The organism is Flavobacterium sp. GCM10023249 (assembly GCF_042653365.1).
In the GTDB taxonomy this organism is placed as follows: domain Bacteria; phylum Bacteroidota; class Bacteroidia; order Flavobacteriales; family Flavobacteriaceae; genus Flavobacterium.
On the sequence record NZ_JBHSHZ010000006.1, the window covers coordinates 276,024 to 302,680 of the forward strand.

At 36.8% G+C, this 26,657-nt stretch carries 32 protein-coding genes; 8 read left to right on the forward strand and 24 right to left on the reverse strand.

The window, feature by feature from the left end; genetic code table 11:
* Position 1: 1 nt before the first annotated feature.
* The 3 genes from ACFO7M_RS02765 to ACFO7M_RS02775 all read right to left on the reverse strand — a co-directional run bounded on the left by ACFO7M_RS02765 (position 2) and on the right by ACFO7M_RS02775 (position 2,982).
* Positions 2-1,030, reverse strand: coding sequence for an asparaginase (locus ACFO7M_RS02765; protein ID WP_379733921.1), 1,029 nt, complete (start codon positions 1,028-1,030; stop codon positions 2-4).
* Positions 1,017-2,153, reverse strand: coding sequence for a 1-acyl-sn-glycerol-3-phosphate acyltransferase (locus ACFO7M_RS02770; RefSeq protein ID WP_379733923.1), 1,137 nt, complete (start codon positions 2,151-2,153; stop codon positions 1,017-1,019). Before ACFO7M_RS02770 ends, ACFO7M_RS02765 begins: the two co-directional genes overlap by 14 nt.
* A gap of 61 nt (positions 2,154-2,214) precedes the next feature.
* Positions 2,215-2,982 (reverse strand): TatD family hydrolase, encoded by a 768-nt coding sequence (locus tag ACFO7M_RS02775; RefSeq protein WP_379718326.1) that lies wholly within the window; start codon positions 2,980-2,982, stop codon positions 2,215-2,217.
* A 165-nt stretch (positions 2,983-3,147) separates the two neighbouring features.
* On the opposite strand from ACFO7M_RS02775, the gene rplU reads away from it, so the two are divergent.
* From rplU to ACFO7M_RS02800, 5 genes are all read left to right on the forward strand, one after another.
* Positions 3,148-3,579: a 50S ribosomal protein L21 gene (gene rplU / locus ACFO7M_RS02780; protein ID WP_379718324.1), complete on the forward strand. Its 432-nt coding sequence runs from the start codon at positions 3,148-3,150 to the stop codon at positions 3,577-3,579.
* 25 nt (positions 3,580-3,604) lie between these two features.
* On the forward strand, positions 3,605-3,865 hold the full coding sequence (gene rpmA / locus ACFO7M_RS02785; RefSeq protein ID WP_023573269.1) for a 50S ribosomal protein L27: 261 nt from the start codon (positions 3,605-3,607) through the stop codon (positions 3,863-3,865).
* Between the two features lie 80 nt (positions 3,866-3,945).
* Positions 3,946-4,398: a 6-pyruvoyl trahydropterin synthase family protein gene (locus ACFO7M_RS02790; protein WP_379718322.1), complete on the forward strand. Its 453-nt coding sequence runs from the start codon at positions 3,946-3,948 to the stop codon at positions 4,396-4,398.
* 71 nt (positions 4,399-4,469) lie between these two features.
* Positions 4,470-4,823 (forward strand): hypothetical protein, encoded by a 354-nt coding sequence (locus ACFO7M_RS02795; RefSeq protein ID WP_379733924.1) that lies wholly within the window; start codon positions 4,470-4,472, stop codon positions 4,821-4,823.
* 190 nt (positions 4,824-5,013) lie between these two features.
* Positions 5,014-5,295: a hypothetical protein gene (locus ACFO7M_RS02800; RefSeq protein ID WP_379733925.1), complete on the forward strand. Its 282-nt coding sequence runs from the start codon at positions 5,014-5,016 to the stop codon at positions 5,293-5,295.
* Here the strand turns inward: ACFO7M_RS02800 and ACFO7M_RS02805 are convergent.
* The 4 genes from ACFO7M_RS02805 to ACFO7M_RS02820 all read right to left on the reverse strand — a co-directional run bounded on the left by ACFO7M_RS02805 (position 5,292) and on the right by ACFO7M_RS02820 (position 7,301).
* Entirely contained in the window at positions 5,292-5,993 is a 702-nt protein-coding gene (locus tag ACFO7M_RS02805) for a hypothetical protein (RefSeq protein ID WP_379733927.1), read from the reverse strand. The genes ACFO7M_RS02800 and ACFO7M_RS02805 overlap by 4 nt on opposite strands.
* Positions 5,994-6,236: 243 nt before the next feature.
* Positions 6,237-6,404: a hypothetical protein gene (locus tag ACFO7M_RS02810; RefSeq protein ID WP_379733929.1), complete on the reverse strand. Its 168-nt coding sequence runs from the start codon at positions 6,402-6,404 to the stop codon at positions 6,237-6,239.
* A 520-nt stretch (positions 6,405-6,924) separates the two neighbouring features.
* The gene (locus tag ACFO7M_RS02815; protein ID WP_379733931.1) at positions 6,925-7,110 is read right to left on the reverse strand and encodes a hypothetical protein; all 186 of its coding nucleotides are present in this window, start codon (positions 7,108-7,110) and stop codon (positions 6,925-6,927) included.
* A gap of 11 nt (positions 7,111-7,121) precedes the next feature.
* Complete coding sequence (locus ACFO7M_RS02820; protein WP_379733933.1) at positions 7,122-7,301, reverse strand: hypothetical protein; 180 nt, start codon at positions 7,299-7,301, stop codon at positions 7,122-7,124.
* A 411-nt stretch (positions 7,302-7,712) separates the two neighbouring features.
* Here ACFO7M_RS02820 and ACFO7M_RS02825 point away from each other — a divergent pair, with 411 nt between their 5' ends.
* Complete coding sequence (locus ACFO7M_RS02825) at positions 7,713-7,859, forward strand: hypothetical protein (protein WP_379718308.1); 147 nt, start codon at positions 7,713-7,715, stop codon at positions 7,857-7,859.
* Here the strand turns inward: ACFO7M_RS02825 and ACFO7M_RS02830 are convergent, their stop codons facing one another.
* From ACFO7M_RS02830 to ACFO7M_RS02910, 17 genes are all read right to left on the reverse strand, one after another.
* On the reverse strand, positions 7,860-9,596 hold the full coding sequence (locus tag ACFO7M_RS02830) for a helix-turn-helix domain-containing protein (protein WP_379733935.1): 1,737 nt from the start codon (positions 9,594-9,596) through the stop codon (positions 7,860-7,862). It abuts the gene before it with no gap.
* Positions 9,597-9,703: 107 nt separating this feature from the next.
* Positions 9,704-11,074, reverse strand: coding sequence for an NADH-quinone oxidoreductase subunit N (locus ACFO7M_RS02835; protein WP_379718304.1), 1,371 nt, complete (start codon positions 11,072-11,074; stop codon positions 9,704-9,706).
* 36 nt (positions 11,075-11,110) lie between these two features.
* Entirely contained in the window at positions 11,111-12,559 is a 1,449-nt protein-coding gene (locus ACFO7M_RS02840; protein ID WP_379718302.1) for a complex I subunit 4 family protein, read from the reverse strand.
* A 12-nt stretch (positions 12,560-12,571) separates the two neighbouring features.
* A complete protein-coding gene (nuoL, locus tag ACFO7M_RS02845; RefSeq protein WP_379733937.1) occupies positions 12,572-14,458 on the reverse strand; it encodes an NADH-quinone oxidoreductase subunit L in 1,887 nt (628 codons plus the stop codon).
* Positions 14,459-14,464: 6 nt separating this feature from the next.
* On the reverse strand, positions 14,465-14,785 hold the full coding sequence (nuoK, locus tag ACFO7M_RS02850; RefSeq protein WP_379718298.1) for an NADH-quinone oxidoreductase subunit NuoK: 321 nt from the start codon (positions 14,783-14,785) through the stop codon (positions 14,465-14,467).
* 1 nt (position 14,786) lies between these two features.
* Positions 14,787-15,296, reverse strand: a complete 510-nt coding sequence (locus ACFO7M_RS02855; RefSeq protein ID WP_379718296.1) for an NADH-quinone oxidoreductase subunit J — start codon at positions 15,294-15,296, stop codon at positions 14,787-14,789.
* Between the two features lies 1 nt (position 15,297).
* A complete protein-coding gene (locus tag ACFO7M_RS02860) occupies positions 15,298-15,837 on the reverse strand; it encodes a NuoI/complex I 23 kDa subunit family protein (protein ID WP_379718294.1) in 540 nt (179 codons plus the stop codon).
* A 4-nt stretch (positions 15,838-15,841) separates the two neighbouring features.
* Positions 15,842-16,882: an NADH-quinone oxidoreductase subunit NuoH gene (gene nuoH / locus ACFO7M_RS02865; protein WP_379718292.1), complete on the reverse strand. Its 1,041-nt coding sequence runs from the start codon at positions 16,880-16,882 to the stop codon at positions 15,842-15,844.
* Positions 16,883-16,885: 3 nt separating this feature from the next.
* Positions 16,886-17,914, reverse strand: a complete 1,029-nt coding sequence (locus tag ACFO7M_RS02870) for a 2Fe-2S iron-sulfur cluster-binding protein (RefSeq protein ID WP_379718290.1) — start codon at positions 17,912-17,914, stop codon at positions 16,886-16,888.
* Positions 17,915-18,002: 88 nt separating this feature from the next.
* The gene (nuoF, locus tag ACFO7M_RS02875) at positions 18,003-19,370 is read right to left on the reverse strand and encodes an NADH-quinone oxidoreductase subunit NuoF (RefSeq protein ID WP_379718288.1); all 1,368 of its coding nucleotides are present in this window, start codon (positions 19,368-19,370) and stop codon (positions 18,003-18,005) included.
* A gap of 4 nt (positions 19,371-19,374) precedes the next feature.
* A complete protein-coding gene (gene nuoE, locus ACFO7M_RS02880; RefSeq protein ID WP_379718286.1) occupies positions 19,375-19,905 on the reverse strand; it encodes an NADH-quinone oxidoreductase subunit NuoE in 531 nt (176 codons plus the stop codon).
* Between the two features lie 5 nt (positions 19,906-19,910).
* Entirely contained in the window at positions 19,911-21,146 is a 1,236-nt protein-coding gene (locus ACFO7M_RS02885; protein WP_379718284.1) for an NADH-quinone oxidoreductase subunit D, read from the reverse strand.
* Between the two features lie 20 nt (positions 21,147-21,166).
* A complete protein-coding gene (locus ACFO7M_RS02890; RefSeq protein ID WP_379718282.1) occupies positions 21,167-21,688 on the reverse strand; it encodes an NADH-quinone oxidoreductase subunit C in 522 nt (173 codons plus the stop codon).
* Position 21,689: 1 nt separating this feature from the next.
* Positions 21,690-22,241 (reverse strand): NADH-quinone oxidoreductase subunit B, encoded by a 552-nt coding sequence (locus ACFO7M_RS02895; RefSeq protein WP_379718280.1) that lies wholly within the window; start codon positions 22,239-22,241, stop codon positions 21,690-21,692.
* Positions 22,242-22,308: 67 nt separating this feature from the next.
* Positions 22,309-22,674, reverse strand: coding sequence for an NADH-quinone oxidoreductase subunit A (locus ACFO7M_RS02900; RefSeq protein WP_379718278.1), 366 nt, complete (start codon positions 22,672-22,674; stop codon positions 22,309-22,311).
* A 169-nt stretch (positions 22,675-22,843) separates the two neighbouring features.
* Positions 22,844-24,388 carry an Rne/Rng family ribonuclease gene (locus tag ACFO7M_RS02905; RefSeq protein ID WP_379718274.1) on the reverse strand — a complete coding sequence of 515 codons (1,545 nt, stop codon included), beginning with the start codon at positions 24,386-24,388 and terminating at the stop codon, positions 22,844-22,846.
* Positions 24,389-24,734: 346 nt separating this feature from the next.
* Positions 24,735-25,025, reverse strand: coding sequence for an HU family DNA-binding protein (locus ACFO7M_RS02910; RefSeq protein ID WP_073308587.1), 291 nt, complete (start codon positions 25,023-25,025; stop codon positions 24,735-24,737).
* 132 nt (positions 25,026-25,157) lie between these two features.
* Here ACFO7M_RS02910 and mutY point away from each other — a divergent pair, with 132 nt between their 5' ends.
* Both mutY and ACFO7M_RS02920 read left to right on the forward strand, forming a co-directional pair.
* A complete protein-coding gene (mutY, locus tag ACFO7M_RS02915) occupies positions 25,158-26,189 on the forward strand; it encodes an A/G-specific adenine glycosylase (RefSeq protein WP_379733939.1) in 1,032 nt (343 codons plus the stop codon).
* 38 nt (positions 26,190-26,227) lie between these two features.
* On the forward strand, positions 26,228-26,650 hold the full coding sequence (locus tag ACFO7M_RS02920; RefSeq protein WP_379718269.1) for a single-stranded DNA-binding protein: 423 nt from the start codon (positions 26,228-26,230) through the stop codon (positions 26,648-26,650).
* Positions 26,651-26,657 lie beyond the last annotated feature (7 nt).

The window sequence follows — 26,657 nt, forward strand, 5'->3', positions numbered from 1 at the left end:
ATTAATTCATCTCACCACGTAAAGAAGTTTCAAATATGGTTTTAAAAACCGATGGCGCTACATTTTGCCCTAACAAGTACATCAACTTCGTAATGGCCGCTTCTGTAGTAATATCTTGACCAGAAATCACACCAATTTGTTTCAATTGAGAACTGGTTTCATAATGCCCCATGTTTACGCTACCACCTGAACATTGTGTTACATTAACCACATATATTCCTTTGCGGATTGCATCGGCTAACAAATCTACAAACCAATCTTCGGTTGGCGCATTACCTGCACCATACGTTTCCAGTACAATTCCTTTCAAGTTTTGAGCAGAAAGCAGCGCTTTCATGACATTTTGATTGATTCCAGGAAACAACTTTACCACCGCAACATTATCATCAAATTGCGTATGTACATCGAGTGGCTTCCCATTGGCCTTCAACAGAATTTCTTCATTTACTTTCAAATGCACACCGGACTCTACCAAACAAGGCAGATTGGGTGACGTAAATGCATTAAAATGTTCGGCACTGATCTTCGTAGTACGGTTTCCGCGATAGAGTTTGTATTCGAAATAGAGGCAAACTTCAGCAATTACTGGTTTTCCCTTATGCTGTAGCGAAGCCACCTGTATCGCAGTAATCAAATTCTCTTTGGCATCGGTACGCAAATCACCAATAGGCAATTGTGAACCGGTAAAAACAACAGGTTTACCCAAATTTTCAAGCATGAAACTCAAGGCCGAAGCTGAATACGACATCGTATCAGAACCGTGAAGCACCACAAATCCATCGTATTCGTTATAATTGGTTTCAATAATCGAAGCTATCTTCACCCATTCCTGAATATTCATATTGGACGAATCAATTGGTGTATCAAAAGACACCGTTGCAATTTCACAATCCAACAACTTCAGTTCCGGAATACTTTTCAGTAATTTATTAAAGTTGAATGCTTTTAAAGAACCTGTTTCAAAATCCTTAACCATACCAATGGTTCCACCGGTATAAATCAATAAAATAGTTGGATTAGAGGTTGTCATGGTACTTTAATTTGTTGACAACAGGATTCGCATACATCGCTAGGAAACTTTCATACATTTGTTGATTCTGTTTGTCGATACGCATATCCAAACGACGTTGGAACAACGACTTTTCCTGGTCTGTATATTTATCTTGGAAACGAGTTGTATTATTTAAAATATCGTAGGCGATAAAATTGGTAGGCCATAAACGATACGATTGTAATATAGAGTCGTCAATCAATTGGACTAAAGACTGAATTTGTTTATTTGTATTCAAATGTTCTTCCTTAATAGCATCCAACTCCTTATCCAAAACATCACCAACATGGATATGAATTCTTCTTTTTTGTCCTAAGACACCACGCAAGATATTATTAAAGTCTTCATTGGAACTTTTGATATACACTTCATTATTCGCTTCTGCCATTAACTGTGGCATTTTTAATGCATCGGTAGGATCGTATTCGTACGAAATGGAAATCGGCACAATCTTAATTTTCTTAAAATAATCAATCACATCTCTACCGGCAGCAGCCATGGATAACATTTTTAACACTCCCGAATGCGTGGCATCGTTACCATCTTTCGTTCTTCCTTCGCGTTGGGCAATCCAAACCGAACGGTTTTCACGAAGCAACAATTGTTCGATATATTCCGACATTAAGTGAGAGCTTTGTAGTAATTCTCTTGGTGACAAACCCCGTTGCACTACAAAGTTTCGGTTCAAGCGGGACAACGAACGTAAGAAGTCCTTTTTCACCAGATTATCGCCAATAGCTGAAGCCGTCATTACCAAACCGTAATCGAATAGTGCGATATTGAGTAACGAAGTATCCAATATAATATCACGATGGTTGGAGATAAACAAATAAGCGGTATTCGGTTCCAGTTTTTCGAAGCCTGAAGTAGTTAAACCGTCAGAACTTTTCTGTAGTACTTTTTGAATGGATTCATAAATAAAGTTGCATTGAAAATCGCGTATTGAGTGTGTTTTTCTCAACTGCGCTTTCCAAACTTCTTCATCAACATCAGGGAACGTGAACTGCATCATCGCTTTCATGATAGGATGATTGATTCCGTTTTGAATGGCCTGATTTACTTCGGCATCATAATAAGGTCGAATGGCATCGAATTTTGACATTTCCAGAATAATTACTACTACAAATGAACGAATAATTTTTGAAACCTTTGTAAAGGCAGCGTTATATTCCGAAAACGGCTTTTGCGTTTTCGGTAGTGATTCGAGCGATTTCTTCGATAGGAAGTTGGTAGATTTCGGCCAACTTTTGCGCCACCAAAGTTACATACGCACTTTCGTTACGTTTCCCGCGGTGAGGAGCAGGAGCCAAGTAAGGCGAATCGGTTTCCAGAACAATATGCTGGATATCGATTTGCGCTAAGAACTGATCGATTTTACCGTTTTTAAAAGTCACCACACCGCCGATACCCAACTTCATTCCGTAGCCAATTGCTTTTTGCGCCTGTTCCAAATCGCCCGAGAAACAATGAAAGATTCCGAACAAATCGTCACCTTTTTCCAGTTCCAGCACTTCAAAGATTTCGTCAAAAGCATCACGGCAATGAATATTAATAGGCAGTTTGTATTTTTTCGCCAATTGAATTTGGCGTTGGAAAGCGATCTTCTGTATATCCAAAGTTGTTTTATCCCAATACAAATCAATTCCGATTTCACCGACGGCAAAAAACTTTCTTTGAGCGAACTGTTCCTCTACGAAAGCCAGTTCTTCCAGATAATTTTCCTTTACATAACAAGGATGCAGTCCCATCATCAAGAAGACATTATTAGGATATTGCGCTTCCAAGTCGAACATTCGTTGCGCATAAGAAGAATCGATGGCTGGAATAAAAAAGCGAGTAACTCCTTTATCGATGGCATTCTGAATCATTTCAGCACGGTCATCGGCAAATTGAGAAGAATATAAATGGGTGTGTGTATCGGTAAGAATCATGGTGTAATATTTGAGCCACAAAGGTAAATTGAAAGATTTGAAAATGAAAATTGGGTTAAAAATACTCGAAATCAGTAGTCTACCATTATTTTTATCAAACAAAGTTGTCTATATAATAAAAAGTTGTATATTTGCGCACTTAAAATTTTAATAAACATTATTGTTATGTACGCAATCGTAGAGATAGCAGGGCAACAATTCAAAGTAAGCAAAGACCAAAAAGTGTATGTTCACCGTTTGGCTAGTGAAGAAGGTTCAAAAGTTTCTTTTGACAAAGTTCTTTTATTAGACGATAACGGAAACGTTACTTTAGGCGCCCCAGCTATAGAAGGTGCTTCAGTAGAAGCTAAAGTGTTACAACACTTAAAAGGAGACAAAGTAATCATCTTCAAAAAGAAAAGAAGAAAAGGTTACAAAAAGAGAAATGGTCACCGTCAATCATTAACACAGATTATTGTTGAGGGTATCGTAGCAGCAGGTGCTAAGAAAGCAGCTCCTAAGAAGGAAGCAGCTCCAAAAGCAGAAGCAGTAACTGAGGAAGCAGCAGCTCCAAAGAAAAAAGCTACTAAAGCCAAAAAAGAAGATACGCAAGAATAATATTAACTTATAAAACCAAAACATCATGGCTCACAAGAAAGGTGTCGGTAGTTCGAAGAATGGTAGAGAATCAGAATCGAAACGCTTAGGTGTTAAGATTTATGGTGGTCAAGCAGCTATTGCTGGAAATATCATTGTAAGACAAAGAGGTTCTAAACACAATCCAGGTGAAAATGTTTACATGGGTAAAGATCACACTTTACATGCTAAAGTTGACGGTGTTGTGAAATTCCAGAAGAAAGGTGATAACAAATCATTCGTTTCTGTAGTTCCATTTGAAGCATAGTCTTTACAGAACATAAAGTATAAAGCGTCCGTATTTGCGGACGCTTTCTTTTTTTATACCTTTGCATCAATATTTATATCATGAGTAAAATACGTATTACCAAGCAGTTTAATTTTGAAACCGGTCATGCCCTATTCGGTTATGACGGTAAATGTAAAAATGTACACGGTCACAGTTACAAACTATCGGTAACGGTAATTGGTACTCCTATAACCGATCGTACGAATGTAAAGTACGGAATGGTAATTGATTTTTCAGATTTAAAGAAGATCGTTAAGGAAGATATTGTGGACGTATTCGACCACGCTACGGTATTCAATGCTACTACTCCACACATTGAATTGGCCAACGAATTAAAAACACGCGGACATCATGTTATTTTAGTGGATTATCAGCCAACCAGTGAAAACATGGTGATTGACTTTGCTGCAAAGATTCAGAAAAGACTTCCGGAAAGTGTTAAGCTACATTCTTTACGTTTACAAGAGACCGAGACTTCGTTTGCGGAGTGGTTTGCTTCGGATAACCTGTAGAAGTTATGAATTATGAGTTATAAGTTATGAGTTCATAACTTGTTTTGGTTCTTAAAAACAAAGAAAATAAAATGCGTGACTTACTGCAATTAGAACAAGACAAAAGAGATCTACAGGAAGCGTTAGCACAACATAAAGGAACTAAGTACAAACTCCTGATTAAATTGTTTGTTGCCCTACCTGTTTTTATTTTCACCACCCTTCTACTTTCTATTATGCCAAGCAGAGGCAGAGGTAAGAGCATCCCTGAAACAGTGGGCCGAGAAAACTATATTTTTTTTGTAGGCACATTCTTTTGTATCATTTTTATTTGGGGCGCGTATAAGGAATACAACAATTACAAAAACACGATTTCTGATATTGAATACGACATTGAAGTTATTGATTCTAAAATAGCGAAGCTGAAAGAGGAAAACAGGAATTGAGTGACTAGTGATTAGTAAAGAGTACTTAGTACTTAGTAACTAGCACCTATTACTTAGTGTATAGCACCTGCATCTTAAAACAATTAAGATACAACAATAAAACATATTGGCTCCACAATAAAATATAGTGGCTTCACTAACGGCAATATTGTCTTCACAATAGACAACCGAGGCTCCACAAGCAGCAATATTGATTCCACAAGCGGCAATCGAAGTTCCACAAGCAGTACTATCCATTTCACAAGCAGCAATCGAGACTGCACAAGCAACAACATTGGCTCCACAAGCAGCAATCGAGGCTCCACAAGCAGCAATCGAGGCTCCACAAGCGGCAATATTCACTTTTCAAGAAAATTACAAGGCCAAACAACAACCGAATATATTTCGGCATAAAACAACCTATAAAAAAAACATCTCCCAAATACTATCAGTAGCACAGGGAGATGCATCACAATCAAATAAAAATGTTTAAATCTTCAGTTTTTTGACCAAGTTATATTCGCTTGAATTGAAACCATATTGAGCCTTTACATTTTCTTTAATCATAGTTGCTGTTTTGGATATAACCTCATAAGCATCTACCCTTATGTCATTATTACGGATAAACAGTGAATAAGCATCCATTACAGCATTATTGGTGTTAACTGCATTTTCATACAATCGGTTAAGATTTACGATGGATAGTTCGTTACGGCTTGGCGCATAATTATTTTCGAAGGTCGAAAGATTTGCAATCAAATCGGCAAAGAACTGAATTTTAGAGTTGTACGACTGCTGGGATTGGCTTACAAAATTCCCTTCGGTGCTTTTTATTGTTCTGCTGATAGAACCTCTTATTTTAGCAATGATACCAGCAACGTTAGTCGCCTCTTTAGCTTCTTTACCAAAATTTACTTTCACGGTGGCATTGATAGGAGAAAGAATTCGGCTAACAGAATATTGGTCTTTTTCGAAGATTTTAACTCTGGCTTCGACCGCCAGGGAGTAATTTTGTTTGTGGATAGCGATTTGGGTGTTTTGGTTTTTGAGATCGTTAATTAGGTTTCGGAAGCCTTCGATACTCAATTCGGGTTTGGGTGATTGGTAGTTGTTGAAGCCTTGTAGAGCGGTTACTAAACTTTCCGCATTCCCGATTCGGGCTCCATAACTGTTTTCTGTTGATGATTTCATAACTAATAGTTTTAAATTAATAGATTTATGAGCTAACCAACATTGTGCCAAAATTCTTACAAAATACCATTCGCTACCTATAATCGGATGAAAGGCAAATAATTTCGATGGGATGCAAGAAAAATGAAAACACAACAATCAAAAAGGCTGTCTGAATTACTTTCAGACAGCCTTGATTCAATTACACCATTACTTGACTACTTTAACAGTATAAAGTTTGCAAGTAACGCATTGGTTAGGATTTTATGAAATCTGATCGAATTTATAACAGCAGAAATCAGCACCTTTGATGTAAACCGGAGGACAAACTCTTAATGGATTCGAGCTACAACCTGCTCCACCCATGATTCCTTTTTGAGCGTCATTGTTTAATTCCTGAGCTCCTTCTAATTTTAAAATGCTTTTTAACATGTTTTTTTAGTTTAAATTTTACAAACACCCAATCTATTTAAAGACATTTGGGAACTATGTCTGATCCTTGGCCTGGAATATTTTTATGATTCAAACAGCGAACTGCTATGAAAGTTGTGCAATCTAATTACTACTAACTTGTATTCAATCCTTAAAAATAGCTGATAACAATGAATTAAGGATTGCAATACTGATGTCAAATATTTGATCTTTTTAGGAGATAAAAAAACGGTAGTTGTGACAATTTGTAAATTGTATACCCTTGTTTTGTATTGTAAGAAGCCGCTTACAAGCGGATTGAAGAAAAAAAAGTCGTTTCCCAAAAAGCCAGGTAAAAGCACTAGAAGGAAACATTAGAATGCGATTATACTGGTAGGATACAAACGGAAAAGTCACTTTTTACGAAAAGAGACATAAAAAACAGGTGCGATTGACTGATCCAAAAGAAAACAAAAAGCCTCTTTCTATAGAAAGAGGCTTTCAATAATCAATAACCTTATTATACAATTAACATTGCATATTAGTCACCACAAGGATAGTTGTATTTGCTTATAGGTGCACAAGGATCGTACCATCTATCAGCATTACACCATTGCGCTGGTTCTGCACATAAAGAAGGAGGTGTTCTTCCTGCACCAGAGATATTCAATTGTTCTTTTCTAGACAAGCCTTCGGCTCCGTCTAATTGTAAAATGTTTTTTAACATAGCTTCCAGAATTAACAAGGATAATTAGTTGGAGAAAATGGTGCGCATGGATCGTATGTTCTTTCATTAGAGCAAAGTAGTAGTGGTTCTGCACATAAAGAAGGAGGTGTTTTACCAGCACCAGAGATATTCAATTGTTCTTTTTTAGACAAGCCTTCAGCTCCGTCTAATTTCATGATGTTTTGTAACATAATTAGTTCGTTTTAATTGGTTCAAACTCCAAACATTTAAAGACACTTGGATGTTATGTCTGCCTTGATCAAGAGATTTTTTTTAAATGAATTCAGATTTTTAAAATGCCATTTTGTTTTGAATTCCAAGGCAAATATTGGTGAGTTTAGCAAGAAAAAAAAAGGAGCATTTCAACTTTTTATAAATTATAACTCCCATAATTTATAAATTAAAACAGGCTCTAAAATAGCGCAATTCAATGAAAAACATACTAGTAACAAAAAAAAGAAAATGTACGAAAAGACATATTGATTCAATTGCAGATTACAAACAACAATTGCGTTACATTTGACACATTAAAACTTATTCCGATGAACAAAAAAAAACCAACCTTATCCGACTTTACTACGGCGGCAGTAAACCGGTTAGCAATGCTTCATGTTAGAGGAGGAGGCACGACTGTACCTCCACAAGGAGACCCTGGAGACACTAACGATCCAACGGCACCACAAGACCCACCACCACCACCAAGAAAAGGTTTTATAGATCCGACACCGGATTTTATTACCAATCCATAATTAAACGTAATAATCAGATTCAATTTTATCTGCAAACTGAACCGGAGTTAATCCGGTTCTTTTTTTGAAAGAAATTGTAAAAGAGTTTGCTTTTTTAAAGCCGGCACTTTCGGCGATGGCTTGTGTAGAATATTTGCGATACGTTGGATTAGTGATCAATTCATTAATCACATAATTAATTTTCAATTCGTTGGCATACTCGCTGAAACTTTTTCCAAAACGTTTATTGACTACATGAGACAAATAAGCCGTATTTGTTTTGATCTTTTTGGCCACAAATTGCAGCGTAAAATCTTGGTTTAGGAACACTTTTTTCTCTTCTAGTTCCGTCAATTTTTTAACGATCAAATCTTCTTTTTCCTCATCTATACTTAATGTAGCGCTTTCTCTTTTGGGAAGCACCTCCTTTTCAGATTTATTTTGACTCTTTTCGATTTGGCGTTTGAATTCTTCGATAAGCAACATTGCCTTCTGATTGTCCTTTTTCTTTTGGTGGTTTTTCCAAATCAGAAAACCTATTAAAAGAATAACCAACATTACGGTTAAAGCAAACACTATTCTTTTCCAAAAGATATAATTCCCATTATTGCGTTCGATTTCCTGAATTTCTTGAATCGATTGCTTTTTACCGACACTAAAATTAACCTCCAAGGCTTCCTGCAACAATTTCGATTCGGTAGCATCATAATTGACTAGAAAAATCTTGGAATGTTCCAATGCTTTTTCATGATTCTTCAAAAGATTATAGATTTTCGCCTGAAAATAATTAGAACAATTGAATGCTACAGGACTGTTAGCGTTGATGACATGCACTGAATCTACTTGTTGGAAACATCTTAGCGCTTCTTGGTATTTTTTTTGCTTAAAATAAAGCTCTCCCAGATTCAAGTTAAGGTATTTGAAGTTATCCTGAGTTAAGCCCTCTTTGTTCATTTTCAACAATCCAAGGTATATTTTTTCAGCTTGAATAAAATCGCCTTTGTAGTTATAAATTTTACCCAAATTTAATTTGGCAGTCGTATTATTGGTCACTGTATGATCAGAATACACCAATGTACGTTTGTAATAATACTCGGCTGAATCCAGCAAAACACGATTATTTTCATGAATAAAGTACTCATTATCATAGAAAGAAGCTAGTTTATAACTTACGGTTGTTTTGCTCTGATTGTATTTTTTGGTATCGTAAAGATGAAAATTAGCATCGGTTAAGCGATCGGATTCTCTTGCTGTTTTTATGGCAAGCCGATAATTTTTGATATCATTATAGATAGAAGAGATATTGTTATAAAATTTGATTTCCTGAATGATATCGCCAATTTTTTGGGACAACTTTTTACCTTGATAATACGAAAGTAATGCCTCATTGAGGTTGCCTCTTTTCCATTCGGAAAGCCCTTTATAATTTAAAAGGTAACTTTCGAGTCTGTCCTTTTCAATGCCAGCCGGTACACTTTTAAGATACTTGAAAGCAAGAGAAGCATTGGCTTTGGAGGCAATACTATCCCCTTTATATTGTAGCAAATAGGACTTTGCACCATAAGCAAATGCCTTATGGGCACTGTTATTTGATTTTTCCATTCTGACAGCATAGACGAATGCGCTATCCGCACTAGTGTTTAACATACCTTTGATCTTATCTCGCAAGACAAGATATTCGGAATGATTCAGCGTATTACTTTGAGAAAAAGCTACAAAAGGAATACATAAGAAGGCGAATACTACAGAAAGTTTCATAGGAAAATTTTGGCAAATATACATTATCATGTTAAAAAAGTAAATATTCTATGGCATGGGAATAAAAAAGGCGCTCAAGGAGCGCCTTTAGAATATTTAAAATAATATTAACCTAGTAAATTGTAAACAGCACTTGGATAAACACCAATTATTAATGTAGCTGCAAATGCGATTACCGCAACGATATAATAAATTATAGGCATCGGTGCCATTTGACCTTCTTCTTCTTTGGTATACATTGCTAAAATGATTCGGAAATAGTATCCCACACTTATAATAGAGGCTATAATAGCGATGATAACTAGTACCAACCAACCCGTTTGCACCAATTGATTCAACAAGAAGAATTTTGCGAAGAAACCAGATAAAATTGGAATACCTGCCATGGATAACAATGAAGCAGTCATTACTAAAGCTAATAATGGATGTGATTTCCCAAAACCATTAAAACTATCAATTGTTTCATGTTTCTTTTCGCTTGTTACATATAAAAGCACCGCAAAGAATGCTAAACCAGCAATAGTATACGCTGTAGCGTAATAGAATAAAACATTGGCGGAATCGTTTGAAATCAACAAGGTTGACACCATGAATCCGGCATGAGAGATTCCTGAAAAGGCAAACATACGTTTCACATTATTCTGACGAAGTGCCATGATATTCCCGACAATCATTGATAACGCGGCAACCACAACAATAATCAATTGGAAGGCATACGTTTGAGAAGGCAATAAAATTACGACCAATTTGTAAAGCGCTGTCATAGCAACTACTTTAGCCAAAGTACTCATTGTAGCCGTGGTTAAAGCAGGAGAGCCTTCGTATACATCCGGAGCCCAAAAATGAAAAGGAACTGCGGCTATTTTAAATAACATACCAATTAACAACATGGTGATACCTAAGTAATACCATAATGGAAAGGTTGTTGAGTGCGTAATTTGATAGATTGACATTACATCAAAAGTACCCGTTGCACCATAAATAAGTGTTATACCAAAAAGGATGATACCTGAAGCAAAAGAACCCATTAAGAAGTATTTCATTCCTGCTTCGTTACTACGTAAGTCCATTCTTTTGCTTGCTGCCAGCACATATAGAGCTACCGATAAGATTTCGATACCTAAAAAGAACATCGCCAAGTTTCCGAAAGACACCATTGCTACAGCACCTGCCAACAAGAATATTTTGATGGCCACAAAATCAGAAATAGTTGTTGGTCTGTCTTTGTAAAACTCTTGACTCAGCGCAATCAAGAAAACAGTGATTACAATAAATAAACTTGTAAATGCGACAGAAAACTTATCAACAACTATCATGTTGTTGAAGAAAAAGCCATACGCATTCTGTTCACAAACATTGTATCCTAAAATAGCTAACAACCCAACAATTGCAACTGGAACAATAATTTTTCTCCCGTTAAAAATTTCGGCTATAAGGCTGATGACTCCTAATCCTGATATCGCTATTAATGTATTCATTCTTTCTCTATTATAAATCTGAATTCACTTCAGAAATTACATATTTAAATTAAAATTAATCTTGGCTACAATTTCCTGTAAAGCCGGTGTAATCAAGTCATTGATTGGTTTTGGGTACAAACCGAAAAACAATAAAACAGCAATAATTACAACAAACACTACAGTTTCCTGAACGGATATTGATGCGAAAGGTTTCGCATTCGCTTCACCTAACATTACATTTTGGAACATTTTCAACATATAAACTGCACCAAGTATGATCGTAGTTCCGGCAATTACTGCGAACCAAATATTCACATTATACAAGCTGTACAACAAGGTAAACTCACCAATGAAATTGAACGTTGATGGTAAAGCTACAGAAGCCAACATCACAATCATAAACATAGAAGCGAATTTATTGTCTAGAATTCGGATACCGCCCATTTGAGCAATTTCCTGCGTATGCAATCTTCTTTCAATCACTTCTACAGCAAAGAACAAACCTACCACTACAAAACCGTGAGCAATCATTTGTAGTACTGCACCTCTCAAACCGTCAATAGACAAAGTATAAGCACCCGCTGCAATCAATCCAACGTGCGCCAAAGAGGAATAGGCTAATAATTTTTTTAGGTTATGTTGTTTTAGCGCAACGATTGAACCATACACCACACCAATAATACTTAATGCCAAGAAAATATTCATATAGGTTTTAGCAGCCAAAGGCGCTAAAGGCAATTGCCAACGAATTACGCTGTACAATCCCATTTTCAACATAATACCCGACAACAACATGGTACCTACAGATGGTGCCATTTGATAAGTATTTGCCTGCCAAGTATGGAAAGGGAAAATAGGAATCTTAATGGCATAAGCTAAAAAGAAAGCACCAAAAATCCAGAATTGTTCTTGCTCTGTTAACTGTAATAAATACAAATCACCTATCATCAAACTACCCGCTTTTTGGAACAGATAAATGAAAGCTACTAACATGAACAAAGAACCTGCCAATGTGTAGATAAAGAATTTAATGATTGCTCTTTTACGTTCTTCAGCATCGCCATTACCCCAGATTAGAGCGATAAAGTAAATAGGCAATAACGCCAATTCCCAAAAGATATAATACAAGAATGCATCTGCACTAATAAAAGTTCCAACCATTGCAAAGGCCATGAACAATACTAATGCGTAGAATGTTTTACTGTTTTTGTATTGATTCCCGAAGGAAGACAATATAATCAAGGCGGTTAGTGCGGTTGTAAGAAGTACCATTGCAATAGACAATCCGTCTACTTTAGAAGCAAGGAAAATGTTTGGGTTTGAAATCCAATGGAAAACAAAGTTAGAATTGACACCGGCATTGTGTTGATTCAAAATAAGTATTGAAGCAGCAAAAGCAGCCAAACTTACCATAAAAGCTACCGATTTAGCCAATTTGTCTCCGGAAAAATACGTTGCCAGAGCTCCAAACAATAATAAAATGAGTATAATTGATACGTTCATTATGCGTAATTATTAAACTAAAAATAGACAAATTAAAATCGACGCTACTCCAATAACAAAAGCCAAAAGGTAAAACCCGATGCTTCCGTTTTGAATTGCTTTCCCTTGTGTTCCCATTGCGGCTGCAATTTTACCGAATCCGAAAACCGCTTCAGAGAACGCTACTTCGAAGTAGTTTCTAAAGAAGTGTGATAATCGTTTCAATGGAGTAACAAATAAAGCGTCATACACTTCATCTACATAGTATTTGTTATATAAAACCGAAGCAATTCCTTTGATATCTTCGTCTTTAGCCGGAACCTCTGCTTTTTTGATGTATTTCGCATAAGCAATTCCAATTCCGATTAAAGCTCCTACAGTTGCAATACCCATTAAGGCATAAGCTGTTCCATCCAAATGATGCGCCTCATGAGCTTTTTTGAATAAAGGTGCTAAATAATGATTCAACCAACTATTCCCAGGTAGACTGATTAATCCACCTACTGCAGCAAGGATTGCTAAAATCACCAATGGAATCGTAATTAAAGCTGGGCTTTCATGCAAATGATGCTTCTGTTCTTCTGTCCCTCTGAATTCTCCGAAGAATGTCAAATACATTAAACGGAACATATAGAAAGCCGTCATGATAGAAGCGATTGAGCCCACTACCCATAACACAGTATTTCCGTGGTAGGCTGTCATTAAAATTTCATCTTTAGACCAGAAACCAGACAATGGGAAAATACCCGAGATTGCCAAAGTGGAAATCATCATTGTCCAAAAAGTGATAGGCATTGCTTTACGCAAACCACCCATGTTACGCATATCCTGTTCGCCGTGCAATCCGTGGATTACCGATCCAGAACCTAAGAACAAACAAGCTTTAAAGAAAGCATGCGTGATTACGTGGAAAACGGCAACTTCATAAGCTCCCAAACCTAAAGCCAAGAACATTAACCCTAGTTGAGAAACAGTAGAATATGCCAATACTTTTTTGATGTCGTTTTGAACCAATCCAATCGAAGCCGCTAACACAGCAGTTGCTGCTCCTATGATGGCGATGATGTCTTGAACTTGTGGTGCCAAATCGAATACGAAGTGCATTCTTGTCACCATAAAGATACCTGCTGTTACCATCGTAGCAGCGTGGATTAACGCCGAAACTGGGGTAGGTCCCGCCATCGCATCAGGCAACCATGTATACAAAGGAATTTGAGCTGATTTTCCAGTTGCACCAATGAATAAACAAAGTGCCGCTAATGCAATCAAACCTTCATTATTTGCTATAATTTTTAGATCAGAAGCATTTGCAGCGATCACTTGATAATCCAAGCTACCGAAAACGAATGCCAGAATGAACAAACCGATTAACAGACCTAAGTCACCCACACGATTCATTATGAATGCTTTTTTAGCTGCATCATTATAGTCTTGGTTTTTATACCAGAATCCGATTAATAGATACGAACATAATCCAACGCCTTCCCATCCGATGAAAAGAATCAACAAATTGCTTCCCATTACTAACGTAATCATGAAGAATACGAATAGATTAAGGTAAGCAAAGAATTTGTGCATGTTTTCGTCATCATGCATATAACTCACCGAATACATATGGATTAAAGTTCCGATGCCGGTTACGAATAATAACCACAATACCGACAACTGATCCAACAAGAAAGAAAAGTCAACATTGAATTTTTCCAAAGTAATCCATTGGAATAAATTTACCACTATGGGCTGACCCGGATTTGCATTAAGTTTGGAAAAGAAAAACAGAGTGGCAAGAAACGAAACCAAAATGGATACGGTTCCTACTACACCTACAATACCTTTTCCAGCTTTCTTTCCTACAAAAACATTGAATAGAAATCCGAATAACGGCGCTAACAATAATACTAAAGCTACATTTTTCTCCATTAGTATTTATCCTTTTAAATTCTTTAAATTATCAACATCAATCGAACCTGTGTTTCTGAAAATAGAAACCAGAATTGCCAAACCAACTGCAACTTCGGCAGCAGCCACAGCCATGGAGAAGAATACGAACACTTGTCCTTCTGCATCCTGATGTAAGGTAGAAAAAGCCACCAACAAAAGATTTACGGCATTTAGCATAATTTCGATTGACATAAACATGATGATTGCATTACGTCTGTATAATACTCCAAAAGCACCAATACAAAACAACAGTACACTCAAAAAAATGTAATTTTCAATACCTATCTCATTCAGTATATTTCCCATGTTACTCTACTGTTTTTTGTTTTTTAGACAATAATACCGCACCGATCATAGCTACTAATAACAAGATGGAAACGAATTCGAACGGCACCATGTATTCATTCAACAATACTTTACCCAAAACTTTAATCGATTGAAAATCTTGTCCACTAGACTGATAGTTATCAATCTTAGGCATAGCATTGATGAAAGCTTTCAACATTACGTAGCATAAAATACCGAAAGCAACTATGGCAGCAAATACTGAGGCTTTGGATTTAATGGGTTCATTGTCTTTGTTAAGATTCATCAACATGATTGTGAAAAGAATCAATACCATGATTGCTCCTGCATAAACGATAATATGCACCAATGCTAAGAATTGTGCGTTAAAAAGTAAATAATGCCCTCCAATACTGAAGAAACACATTACCAAATAAATAGCACTATGAATTGGATTTTTACTGATTACTGTCATAAATCCGGTAGCTAAAGTTACCGCAGCCAGTATATAGAATATAGTTAGTAACGACATATTAGTGAACTGATTTAGAATTTTTAATCGCCATTTCAAGCGGCATTACTAATTTATCTTTTCCGTAGATGAAGTCTTCTCTGTTCGATGCCGATTTCACAATTACTTTCGATTCGGTTAAGTAAATAGCATCCTTTGGACAAGCTTCTTCACATAAACCACAGAAAATACAACGCAACATATTGATTTCATATACCGAAGCATATTTCTCTTCGCGGTACAAGTGCTCTTCTCCAGGTTTACGTTCAGCTGCCGTCATGGTAATGGCTTCAGCAGGACAAGCAACAGCACACATACCACAAGCGGTGCAGTTTTCACGTCCTTGCTCGTCACGTTTTAACATATGTTGTCCACGATATACCGGACTGAACTCACGTTTTTGTTCCGGATATTTAATGGTTACTTTTCTTTTGAATAAGTGTTTGATCGTAATTACCAATCCTTTTGCGATGGCAACTATGTACAAACTTTCGAAGAAAGTCATCTTTTTGTTAGAGACTTCTTTTTTTCTTCCTGATAATGAAATGGTATCTATTGACATTTTATTATACGTATTTATCAGCTATAATAATGAAAATTCCAGTCAACACAATATTAGCAATTGCTAAAGGAATTAACATTCTCCAACCTAAGTTCATTAATTGATCGTATCTGAAACGCGGGATAGTCCAACGAATCCACATATAGAAGAATATGAAGAAACAGATTTTCGCGAACAACACAACGATACCCAATATATTGGCAATATTTACCCCTGCATTTTCGGCCATCCAGTCCATTCCTGGATAATTATAAGCACCGAAATAAAGGATAGACAAAATTGCTGATGAAATAAACATAGCGGCGTATTCACCAAACAAATAGAATCCCATTTTCATAGATGAATATTCTGTGTGGTGACCACCAATTAACTCGGCCTCACATTCTGCTAAATCGAAAGGCGTTCGGTTTGTTTCAGCGAAAGAACACACTAAGAAAATTAAGAAACCAACCGGTTGGTAGAACACATTCCAGTTCATTCCTTTTTGACCAGCAGCAATCTCACTTAAGCTTAATGTTTCAGTCATCATTACCAAAGCAATTACTGACAATCCCATGGCTACTTCATAAGAAATCATTTGAGAAGAGGCACGCAAAGCACTCATTAACGAATACTTATTGTTCGAAGCCCATCCACCAATCATGATTCCGTAAACGCTAGTAGACAAAACAGCGAAAACGTACAATAACGCTACATCAATATCTGTAGCTTGAAGAATTACCGTTCTTCCGGCGATTTCCAACTTATCTCCCCATGGTAATACCGCACTAGTAATAAGTGCCATACTCATAGAGATTGCTGGTCCTAAGATGAATAAAAATTTATTAGGCGTATCAGGCATAAACTCTTCTTTGGCGAAAAGTTTCAAACCATCAGCAAGTGGTTGAAGAATACCTCCTTTACCTGCACGGTTTGGACCGATACGATCTTGAAGCCAAGCTGCGATTTTACGCTCAGCTAATGTAGAATACATCGCCATTAACATGGTAATAGCGAATATTGCAACAATAAAAATACTTTTTTCTATGATAATTGCACTGTCCATTTCTTATTGTTTTGAATTTTCAGTGTCCTTTAAAGGAACATCTACCATACTAATTTTTTTACGGTCTTGCTCACGTCCGATAAGAATGTGGTCTTCTGTTTTGATTTCCACTTTTGGAGTATTGAGCGCATATTTGTTACGGTTGATTACCGAAGTTTTTTCGAAAGTACGAGGTCCTTCAATAGTCCAATCGTTCACCTCTTTTTTATCGAAACGGCACGTATTACAGATGAATTCTTCCACTTCATGGTATTCGTCTTTACGACCCGTAACACGTTGAATTTCGTTACCAAACATCCAAACTGTAGTTTTCCCGCAACATTTATCACAATCTCTGTGCGCGTTATATGGCTTACTGAACCACACTCTCGATTTGAATCGGAACGTTTTGTCAGTCAACGCACCAACAGGACACACATCAATCATATTTCCTGACATTTCATTGTCGATAGCTTTGGAAATACAAGTCGAGATATTAGCGTGATCACCACGATCCATTACACCATGTACACGTTTGTCTGTCAACTGATCTGCTACCTGAACACAACGTTGGCATAAAATACAACGATTCATGTGCAATTGAATATTCGGACCGATATCTTCCGGTTCGAAAGTTCTTTTGGTTTCGATGAAACGTGTTTGTGATTTTCCGTGTTCGAAGCTTAGGTTTTGCAAATCACACTCTCCTGCCTGATCACAAACCGGACAGTCCAACGGGTGATTGATCAACAAAAATTCAGTAACCGACTTTCTTGCTTCTTCAACACGAGGTGAAGCTTTGCTGGCTACCTCCATACCATCCTGACATCCTGTTACACAAGAAGCAACCAGTTTAGGCATTGGTCTTGGATCGGCCTCACTTCCTTTGGTAACATCAACCAAACAGCAACGGCATTTTCCTCCGCTTCCTTTTAATTTAGAATAATAACACATGGCTGGTGGAACTACTTCTCCACCAATCATTCTTGCAGCTTGCAAGATTGTTGTTCCTGGTTCGACTTCTATCGATTGACCATCTATTGTTACTTTCATTCTCTATATTGTTAGAATGTTTAAAGTTCGAATGTTTTTAAAGTTTTTGGGACTTTTCAACTTTCCAACTTTCAACTTTGAACTCAACTTATATTGTTTGCTTTGCCACTAAATGCTTAACTTTTTCGAAAGGTTCAGCAACAAAGTGATCTCTATTTTTAATTTTTTCAGGGAAACGAACATGGTATTCGAATTCTTCTCTGAAGTGGCGAATTGCCGCAGCTACCGGCCAAGAAGCCGCATCACCTAATGGACAAATCGTGTTTCCTTCAATTTTCGATTGAATGCTCCATAACAGCTCGATATCCTCTTCACGACCGTGACCGTTTTCGATACGGTGCAAAATTTGCTCCAACCATCCTGTTCCTTCACGGCAAGGTGTACATTGACCACAAGATTCGTGGTGGTAGAAACGTGAGAAATTCCATGTATTACGAACAATACAAGTCGTATCATTGTACACGATGAAACCACCTGACCCTAGCATTGATCCGGTTGCGAATCCACCATCCGATAATGATTCGTAGGTCATTAAACGATCTTCACCGTTTGCCGTTTTATAAATTAGATGTGCAGGTAAAATTGGCACCGAAGAACCACCAGGCACTAATGCTTTCAAAGGACGGTCATTCAACATTCCGCCAAGATATTCATCAGAATTCATGAATTCTTCCACAGAAAGGCCCAACTCGATTTCGTAAACGCCAGGATTTTTGATATGTCCTGAAGCAGAAATCAATTTGGTTCCAGTAGAACGGCCTACACCTATTTTTGCATACTCTTCACCTGTATTCATTACAATCCAAGGCACAGCAGCAATGGATTCCACGTTGTTAACCACGGTAGGATTTTGCCATAATCCCTGAACAGCAGGGAATGGTGGTTTGATGCGAGGATTTCCTCTTTTACCTTCCAATGATTCGATAAGGGCCGTTTCTTCTCCACAAATGTAAGCTCCTGCACCGCAGTGAACGTACAATTCCAAGTCGTAACCAGAACCCATAATATTTTTTCCTAACCAACCGGCAGCTTTAGCTTCGGCTATAGCTCTTTCCAAGATTTTATATACCCACATGTATTCACCACGAATGTAGATATAGGACAAATTAGCTCCTAAAGCATAACTTGACGTAATCATTCCTTCTATTAATAAATGCGGAATATATTCCATTAAATAACGGTCTTTGAACGTACCTGGTTCAGACTCGTCGGCATTACAAACCAAATGACGTGGCTTACCTGATTTTTTATCGATAAAACTCCATTTCATCCCTACTGGGAAACCAGCACCGCCTCGACCACGGATTCCGGAAGTTTTCACTTCTTCAGTAACTTCATCGGGAGTCATCTGTTTCAACGCCTTTTCCACAGAAGCGTAACCACCATTTTGACGGTACACCTCATAGGTTTTAATACCCGGAATATTGATTTTGTCTAATAATATCTTTTTTCCCATAGCACTATTTATCCAATAATGTTACTTTACCTGCTTTACAGTCATCTATAAGCTGGTCTACTTTTTCTTTCGTTAGATTTTCATGATAGAAATCACCTAACTGTAACATTGGTGCGTATCCACAAGCGCCCAAACATTCTACTCCACGCACTTCGAAAAGTCCATCGGCTGTTGGCTCACCAATTTTTACACCTAATTTCTCACAAGTGTAATCCATTAAATTTTCCACACCGCGTGTTACACAGCATGACGTTTGACAAAATTCAAACATGTATTTACCGATTGGTCTTCTGTTAAACATCGTATAAAACGATACAACTTCATAGACTTCAACGGGTAAAATTCCTAAAATTTCAGCCACTTTATCCTGCAATTCATAGCTCAACCAGTTATCGTGAGCATCCTGTACTTCATGTAATACCGGAATTAAAGCCGATTTGCGTTTATCCTCCGGATAATGACTGGTTAGCTCATTAATTCGAGCTAATAATTCAGGAGTAATATTGATTTCTTGTTTAAAATTATGTTTTTCCATACTCATTATGCGTCTAATTCGCCAGCGATAACATTTAAACTTGACAAGGTTGCGATAGCATCAGATAGATTCTGACCTCTAACCATATCGTTAAATGCTTGATAATATATAAAACACGGTCTTCTGAAATGTAAACGGTATGGCGTACGGCTACCATCTGTAATCAGATAGAAACCTAACTCACCGTTTCCTCCTTCAACTGGGTGATACACCTCAGTCAACGGAACCGGAACCTCACCCATTACAATTTTAAAATGGTAAATAAGAGATTCCATTGTAGTATAAACATCCTCTTTTGGAGGCAAGTAATATTCTGGAACATCAGCATGGAATGGGCCTTCAGGCATTTTTGCCAAAGCTTGTTTGATAATTTTCAAACTTTCCCACACTTCGGCATTACGAACACAGAAGCGATCGTATGTGTCACCTGATTTTCCAACAGGAACATCAAATTCGAAATCTTCATAAGAAGAATATGGTTGCGCAACACGAACATCATAATCGATACCTGCAGCACGTAAATTAGGACCTGTAAATCCGTAACTCATGGCTTTTTCAGCAGAAATAGGACCAACATTTATTGTTCTGTCCATAAAAATACGGTTACGCACCAACAGATTTTCAAATTCTTGCCAAACACCAGGAAATTCTTCAAGGAACGCATTAATTTTAGTCCACACGGCCGGCGACCAATCTCTTTCAAAACCACCTATACGCCCCATATTCGTTGTTAGACGGGCACCACAAATTTCCTCGTAGATTTCATAGATTTTTTCACGGAACTGAAACACATACAAGAAACCTGTTAAAGCTCCTGTATCAACACCTAGAACCGAATTACAAATAATATGATCCGCAATACGCGCCAATTCCATTACGACAACACGCATGTATTGCACACGCTTAGGCACTTCAATACCTAAAGCTTTCTCCAACGTCATCCACCAACCCATATTATTGATTGGTGCCGAACAATAGTTCAAACGATCCGTCAATACGGTAATTTGGTAAAAAGGACGATTTTCAGCAATTTTTTCAAAAGCTCTGTGAATGTAACCCACTGTTCCTTCCCCATCCAAGATTCTTTCCCCATCCATTAAAAGGATATTTTGAAAGATACCGTGAGTAGCAGGGTGCGTAGGTCCTAAATTCAATATAGTTAATTCGCTTCCGTCTTCATTTCTTCTCTGATTGATGACGTTTGCGTAACGTTGTTCTGGTGGTAATAATAACTCTGACATGGGTAAAGTTTTCAGGTTTATTAACAATTTTGTTGTGTTCTTCCGAAGAAACGGTCGTCTTTATCAGTACGTCCTCCGTCTTCAAGCGGGAATTCTCTTCGCATTGGAAAAACTGTCATTTCGTCCATATTTAAAATGCGTTTCAACTGTGGGTGACCTTTAAAAATGATCCCAAAGAAATCGTAGGTTTCACGCTCCATCCAGTTAGCTCCTAAAAACAAAGGGATAACCGAATCAATTTCCGGATTTGAAGCTGGTAAAAAGCTTTTGATTCTAATACGGACATTATCCAACCAATTGTGCATATGGTAAACAGCAGCAAATTGGCGCTCTTCTGCATATTCAGGATGATGAATACCACAAATGTCGGTTAGAAAATTAAAACGAAGTACTTCGTCTTCTTTAAGGTATTTCATAACTTCTAAAATAGCATCGGGTGCCACTTCAAAAGTTAATATATCGTGTAGTTGTACAAAATCAGACACTTTTAGCCCAAATTGTTCAATTAATTTCTGTTGAATTACAGCGCTCTCTAAAGCCATACTATTTGATGTTATAAGAACCTAATAAATCTTTATACTCGTCTGAACTACGACGGCGTACCGATTCGTTTTTCACAATTTCCTGTAAACGCATGATTCCGTCTAAGATTTGTTCCGGTCTTGGTGGACATCCAGGCACGTAAACGTCTACCGGAATCACTTTATCAATACCTTGTAATACCGAATAGGTATCGAAAACACCTCCTGAAGAAGCACATGCACCTACCGCAATTACCCATTTAGGCTCTGACATTTGTTCGTATACTTGACGTAAAATGGGTGCCATTTTTTTGGCAATAGTACCCATTACTAAAAGCATATCGGCCTGACGAGGAGAAAAACTCATACGCTCAGAACCGAATCGTGCCACATCATAATGCGATGCCATAGTTGCCATAAATTCTATACCACAACAAGAAGTTGCAAAAGGCAAAGGCCAAAGTGAATTAGCGCGAGCCAATCCCACCACATCACTTAGTTTTGTAGCAAAAAAGCCTTCTCCGGCATAACCTTCCGGAGCATCGGCCATCTTATATTTAGAAGAATCACTCATATTATTTAGATTTTGGGCATTGGGTCTCCGATTTCAATACTTCGACCGCAAATCTCAATTTCACGTTTTATTCCCACTCCAATCCTTTTTTCTTGATCACATAATAGAAACCAACCACAAGCAAAGCCATGAAGATTCCCATTTTTGCTAGACCTTCCATTCCCATTTCACGGAAATTGACAGCCCATGGATACATAAAGATAACCTCCACATCAAACAACACGAAAAGGATAGCTACCAAGAAATATTTTACAGAAAACGGTACGCGAGCATTTCCAACAGATTCAATTCCACATTCGAAATTTTTATCCTTATTGGCTGAATGACGTTTAGGCCCTAACAATCCTGAAATAAAGATCGTAGCTCCCACGAAACCTACTGCTAATCCCACCTGCATCAAAATGGGCAGAAAATCCAACTGATTTGTTTGCATATTGTTTGAATAGTTTTATCAGAACAACAAAGATAATTGGGCGCAAGTTAAATAACAATTATAAATATGTATTTCGTTACAAAAACACACTTTATTTATGTTATTTTTACTCATTCTAAACAATAAATAAAAAAACCGCCAAGATTTCTCAAGGCGGTTTTTGATAATTTTAATCTTCTATAGAATTACCGTTTTGATCTAAAAACTTGTATTCTAAATACGTGTAAGCGTCACGAGGTATAATTTTCACCCATTTTTTATGTTCAAAAAACCATTTTGAACGTATTGATGGAAAACCTTTGGTAAGGTAGGCAGCAATAAAAGGATGTACGTTTAATCGTATTTTTTTATGCTGTTTAACGAGTCTTTCTAAATCCGAAGCTATCTTATCTATAACAACAATTGGTGCATCAACTTCTGCATGCTCATTGTTTGGATCTTCTTCTTTAGTTTTAATATTCACTTCCGGTCGGACTCTTTGACGTGTAATTTGGACCAAACCAAACTTACTTGGAGGTAATATTTTGTGTTTTGCTTTATCGTCACTCATTTCTTCTTTCAAGAAATCATATAAGACTTTGCGGTTATCTGGATTTTGCATATCTATAAAATCCACCACAATAATTCCGCCCATATCACGAAGTCGTAACTGACGAGCTACCTCAGCAGCAGCTATCATATTCACTTCAAGCGCCGTATCTTCTTGATTGGCAGCTTTATTTGAACGATTACCACTATTAACATCTATGACGTGCATAGCTTCGGTATGTTCAATGATAAGATAAGCACCTTTGCTCATTGAAACTGTTTTCCCGAACGAAGTTTTGATTTGGCGTTCAATACTATATTTCTCAAAAAGAGGTACGTCTTTCGACTGATAGAGTTTGACGATTGATTCTTTTCCTGGAGCAATTTGCTGCAAATACTCCTTAGTTTCGTTTAACAACTCTTTATCATCAGTAATAATTCCGCTAAAAGTATCATTAAAAACATCCCTTAAAATGGAGGATGCTCTATTTAATTCACCTAGCACTTTTGACGGATGATGAGCTGTCGGAATGCGCTTGCACATTGCTGTCCATTTGTCCAACAAATTTTGCAAGTCTTTGTCAATTTCTGCAACTTTTTTGCCTTCGGCTACTGTTCGAACAATGATACCGAATCCCTTTGGTTTTATCGATTGGACCAAACGTTTTAGACGATCTTTTTCTTCTTTGGATTCAATTTTCTGAGAAATCGAAACTCTATCTGAAAAAGGCACTAAAACAATATATCGACCAGCAAGAGAAAGTTCAGAACTTATTCTTGGCCCTTTGGTTGATATTGGCTCTTTAACCACTTGTACTAAGATTGATTGATTTGCACTAAGCACATCGGCAATAGCACCATCTTTATTAATCTCAGACTCGAAAGGGAAATTTTTTAGGGAGAAATCTTTTATTTTACCTGCGCTTACAAGTTTAATGAATTTCAATTGAGAAGCAAGATTTGGACCCAAATCATGGTAATGTAAAAAGGCGTCTTTTTCAAAACCCACATTTACAAAAGCCGCATTCAGACCAGCAACCGGTTTTCTTATTTTGGCAATAAAAATATCACCCACCTGAAAGTTGCTTGTTTCTTCTTCTTTGTGTAATTCAATTAGTTTTCCATCTTTTAATAAGGCAAAATCTACAGCTTCAGAACTTGTACGAATAATTAATTCTTTATTCATGTGTAAATTTTTATCCCAACTTTTTGGCAAGAAATCACAACAAAACGGATCATAAACAAAAGATGACTATGATTTATACCGAATGACTCAATGCTAATTGTGAGGATGGATTAAACATTTTTTTACAGGCAATTTACCCGATGGCAGATTTCGAAATTTAAAAATGTATTTATTTCCGAAATCACCGATTTCAATGAACGTTTAAAAAGAAAAAAGTAGTTTAGAACTACTTTTTCTTTTTGTGACGGTTAGCTCTCGCTCTTTTTTTACGTTTGTGAGTAGCTACCTTATGTCTTTTTCTTTTTTTACCACTTGGCATAACTTTGTAGTTTTATTGATTAGTAAATTATTTTGCTTCGTTATTTGTTTTTACACCTTCTACGAACACTTTAGCAGGTTTGAATGCTGGGATGTTGTGCGCAGGAATTTTGATGGTTGTGTTTTTTGAAATGTTTCTTCCTGTTTTTTCAGCTCTTGTTTTAACAATAAAACTTCCGAAACCTCTTAAATACACATTATCACCTGTCTCTAATGAATTTTTCACCTCATCCATAAAAGATTCAACTGTAGCTTGAACATCTCCTTTTTCTAAGCCTAATTTGTCAGCAATTTTAGCTACGATATCTGCTTTTGTCATTTTAATATATAAATTAAGTTTATCTAATTTTTTTGAGAGTGCAAATATATAAATTAAAAAAAGAATAATTCAACTATAAACGATTAAAATTTAATAACATAAAGATTTATTTTTGCCAACCAATACTCAACAATGATATTTAGTAAGACATTAATTACGTGGTATTTAGAAAATAAACGCGATTTACCTTGGCGAAATACAACCAATCCGTACCACATTTGGTTGTCCGAAATTATGCTGCAACAAACGAGAGTCGCGCAAAGTTTGTCCTATTTTTTTGCTTTTACCGAAGCTTTTCCAACGGTTTTTGATTTAGCCAACGCAGAAGAAGAACAGGTTTTAAAACTATGGCAAGGATTGGGCTATTATTCAAGAGCCAGAAATCTGCACGCAACCGCAAAACACATAGCTTACAAATTAGAAGGCAACTTTCCCAACAACTATAACGATTTACTTTCCTTAAAAGGAATAGGCGAATACACTGCTGCAGCGATTGCCTCTTTCGCATTTAATGAAATAAAACCGGTAGTCGACGGCAATGTATATCGTGTTCTAGCACGTTATTTCGGAATCACGACTGATATCGCGTCAACAAAAGCCAAAAAAGAATTCACACAATTGGCATCAGAATTGATTGATCCAAAAAAACCCGCTTTGTTCAATCAAGCCATTATGGAATTCGGCGCTTTACAATGCACACCAAAAAGCCCAAATTGCTCCATCTGCCCATTAAACAACAGTTGTTTGGCTTTAGCACATAAAAAAGTCAACGAATTACCCATCAAACTCAAAAAAATAAAAATTAAAGATCGCTTCCTGAATTACATCCTTATTATAGACAACAACAACAAAAGTATTGCCAACAAAAGAACTCAAAAAGGAATTTGGCACAATTTGTATGAATTACCTTTAATTGAAACTGATTGCCTGGAAACCGAGAGCGATATCAAACAAAAAATAATTAAAGACTATCCAGAAGAAAAAAAAATAACACTGCTAACCTCAGAAAGCACCATTCACAAATTATCCCATCAGCATCTTCATATTCGTTTCTGGAAAGTAGAACTCGAAAAAACTTTGGACAACAGTTTACATTATGAAGAACTAATGCAGCTCCCATTCCCCATTGTACTTCATAATTTTATGGAGAACAATAAGTATTGATTTTTTACGTATATTTGATAACAACTAAATTATAAGCCATGAACGGTACATTGAACAAAGTAATATTGATAGGTCATTTAGGTGATGAAGTGAAAATGCATTATTTTGATGGTGGAAATTGCATAGGAAGATTCCCATTAGCCACTAACGATATCTACATCAATAAAACCACAGGAGAAAAAATCACCTCTACCGAATGGCACAATGTGGTTGTACGAAACAAAGCGGCCGAAATTTGCGAAAAATACCTTTCAAAAGGCGACAAAATCTATGTTGAAGGACGAATCAAATCTCGCCAATGGCAAGCTGAAGACGGGTCTACCAAATACACTACGGAAATACAAGTTACCGAATTTACTTTTTTAACTACTAAAAAAGATTCGGAAGCTGTTAAAAACACTCCGGATACACCAAAAAGCACTAATTTTGACAATCCAATTGAAAACGACCTACCTTTTTAATTCTTAA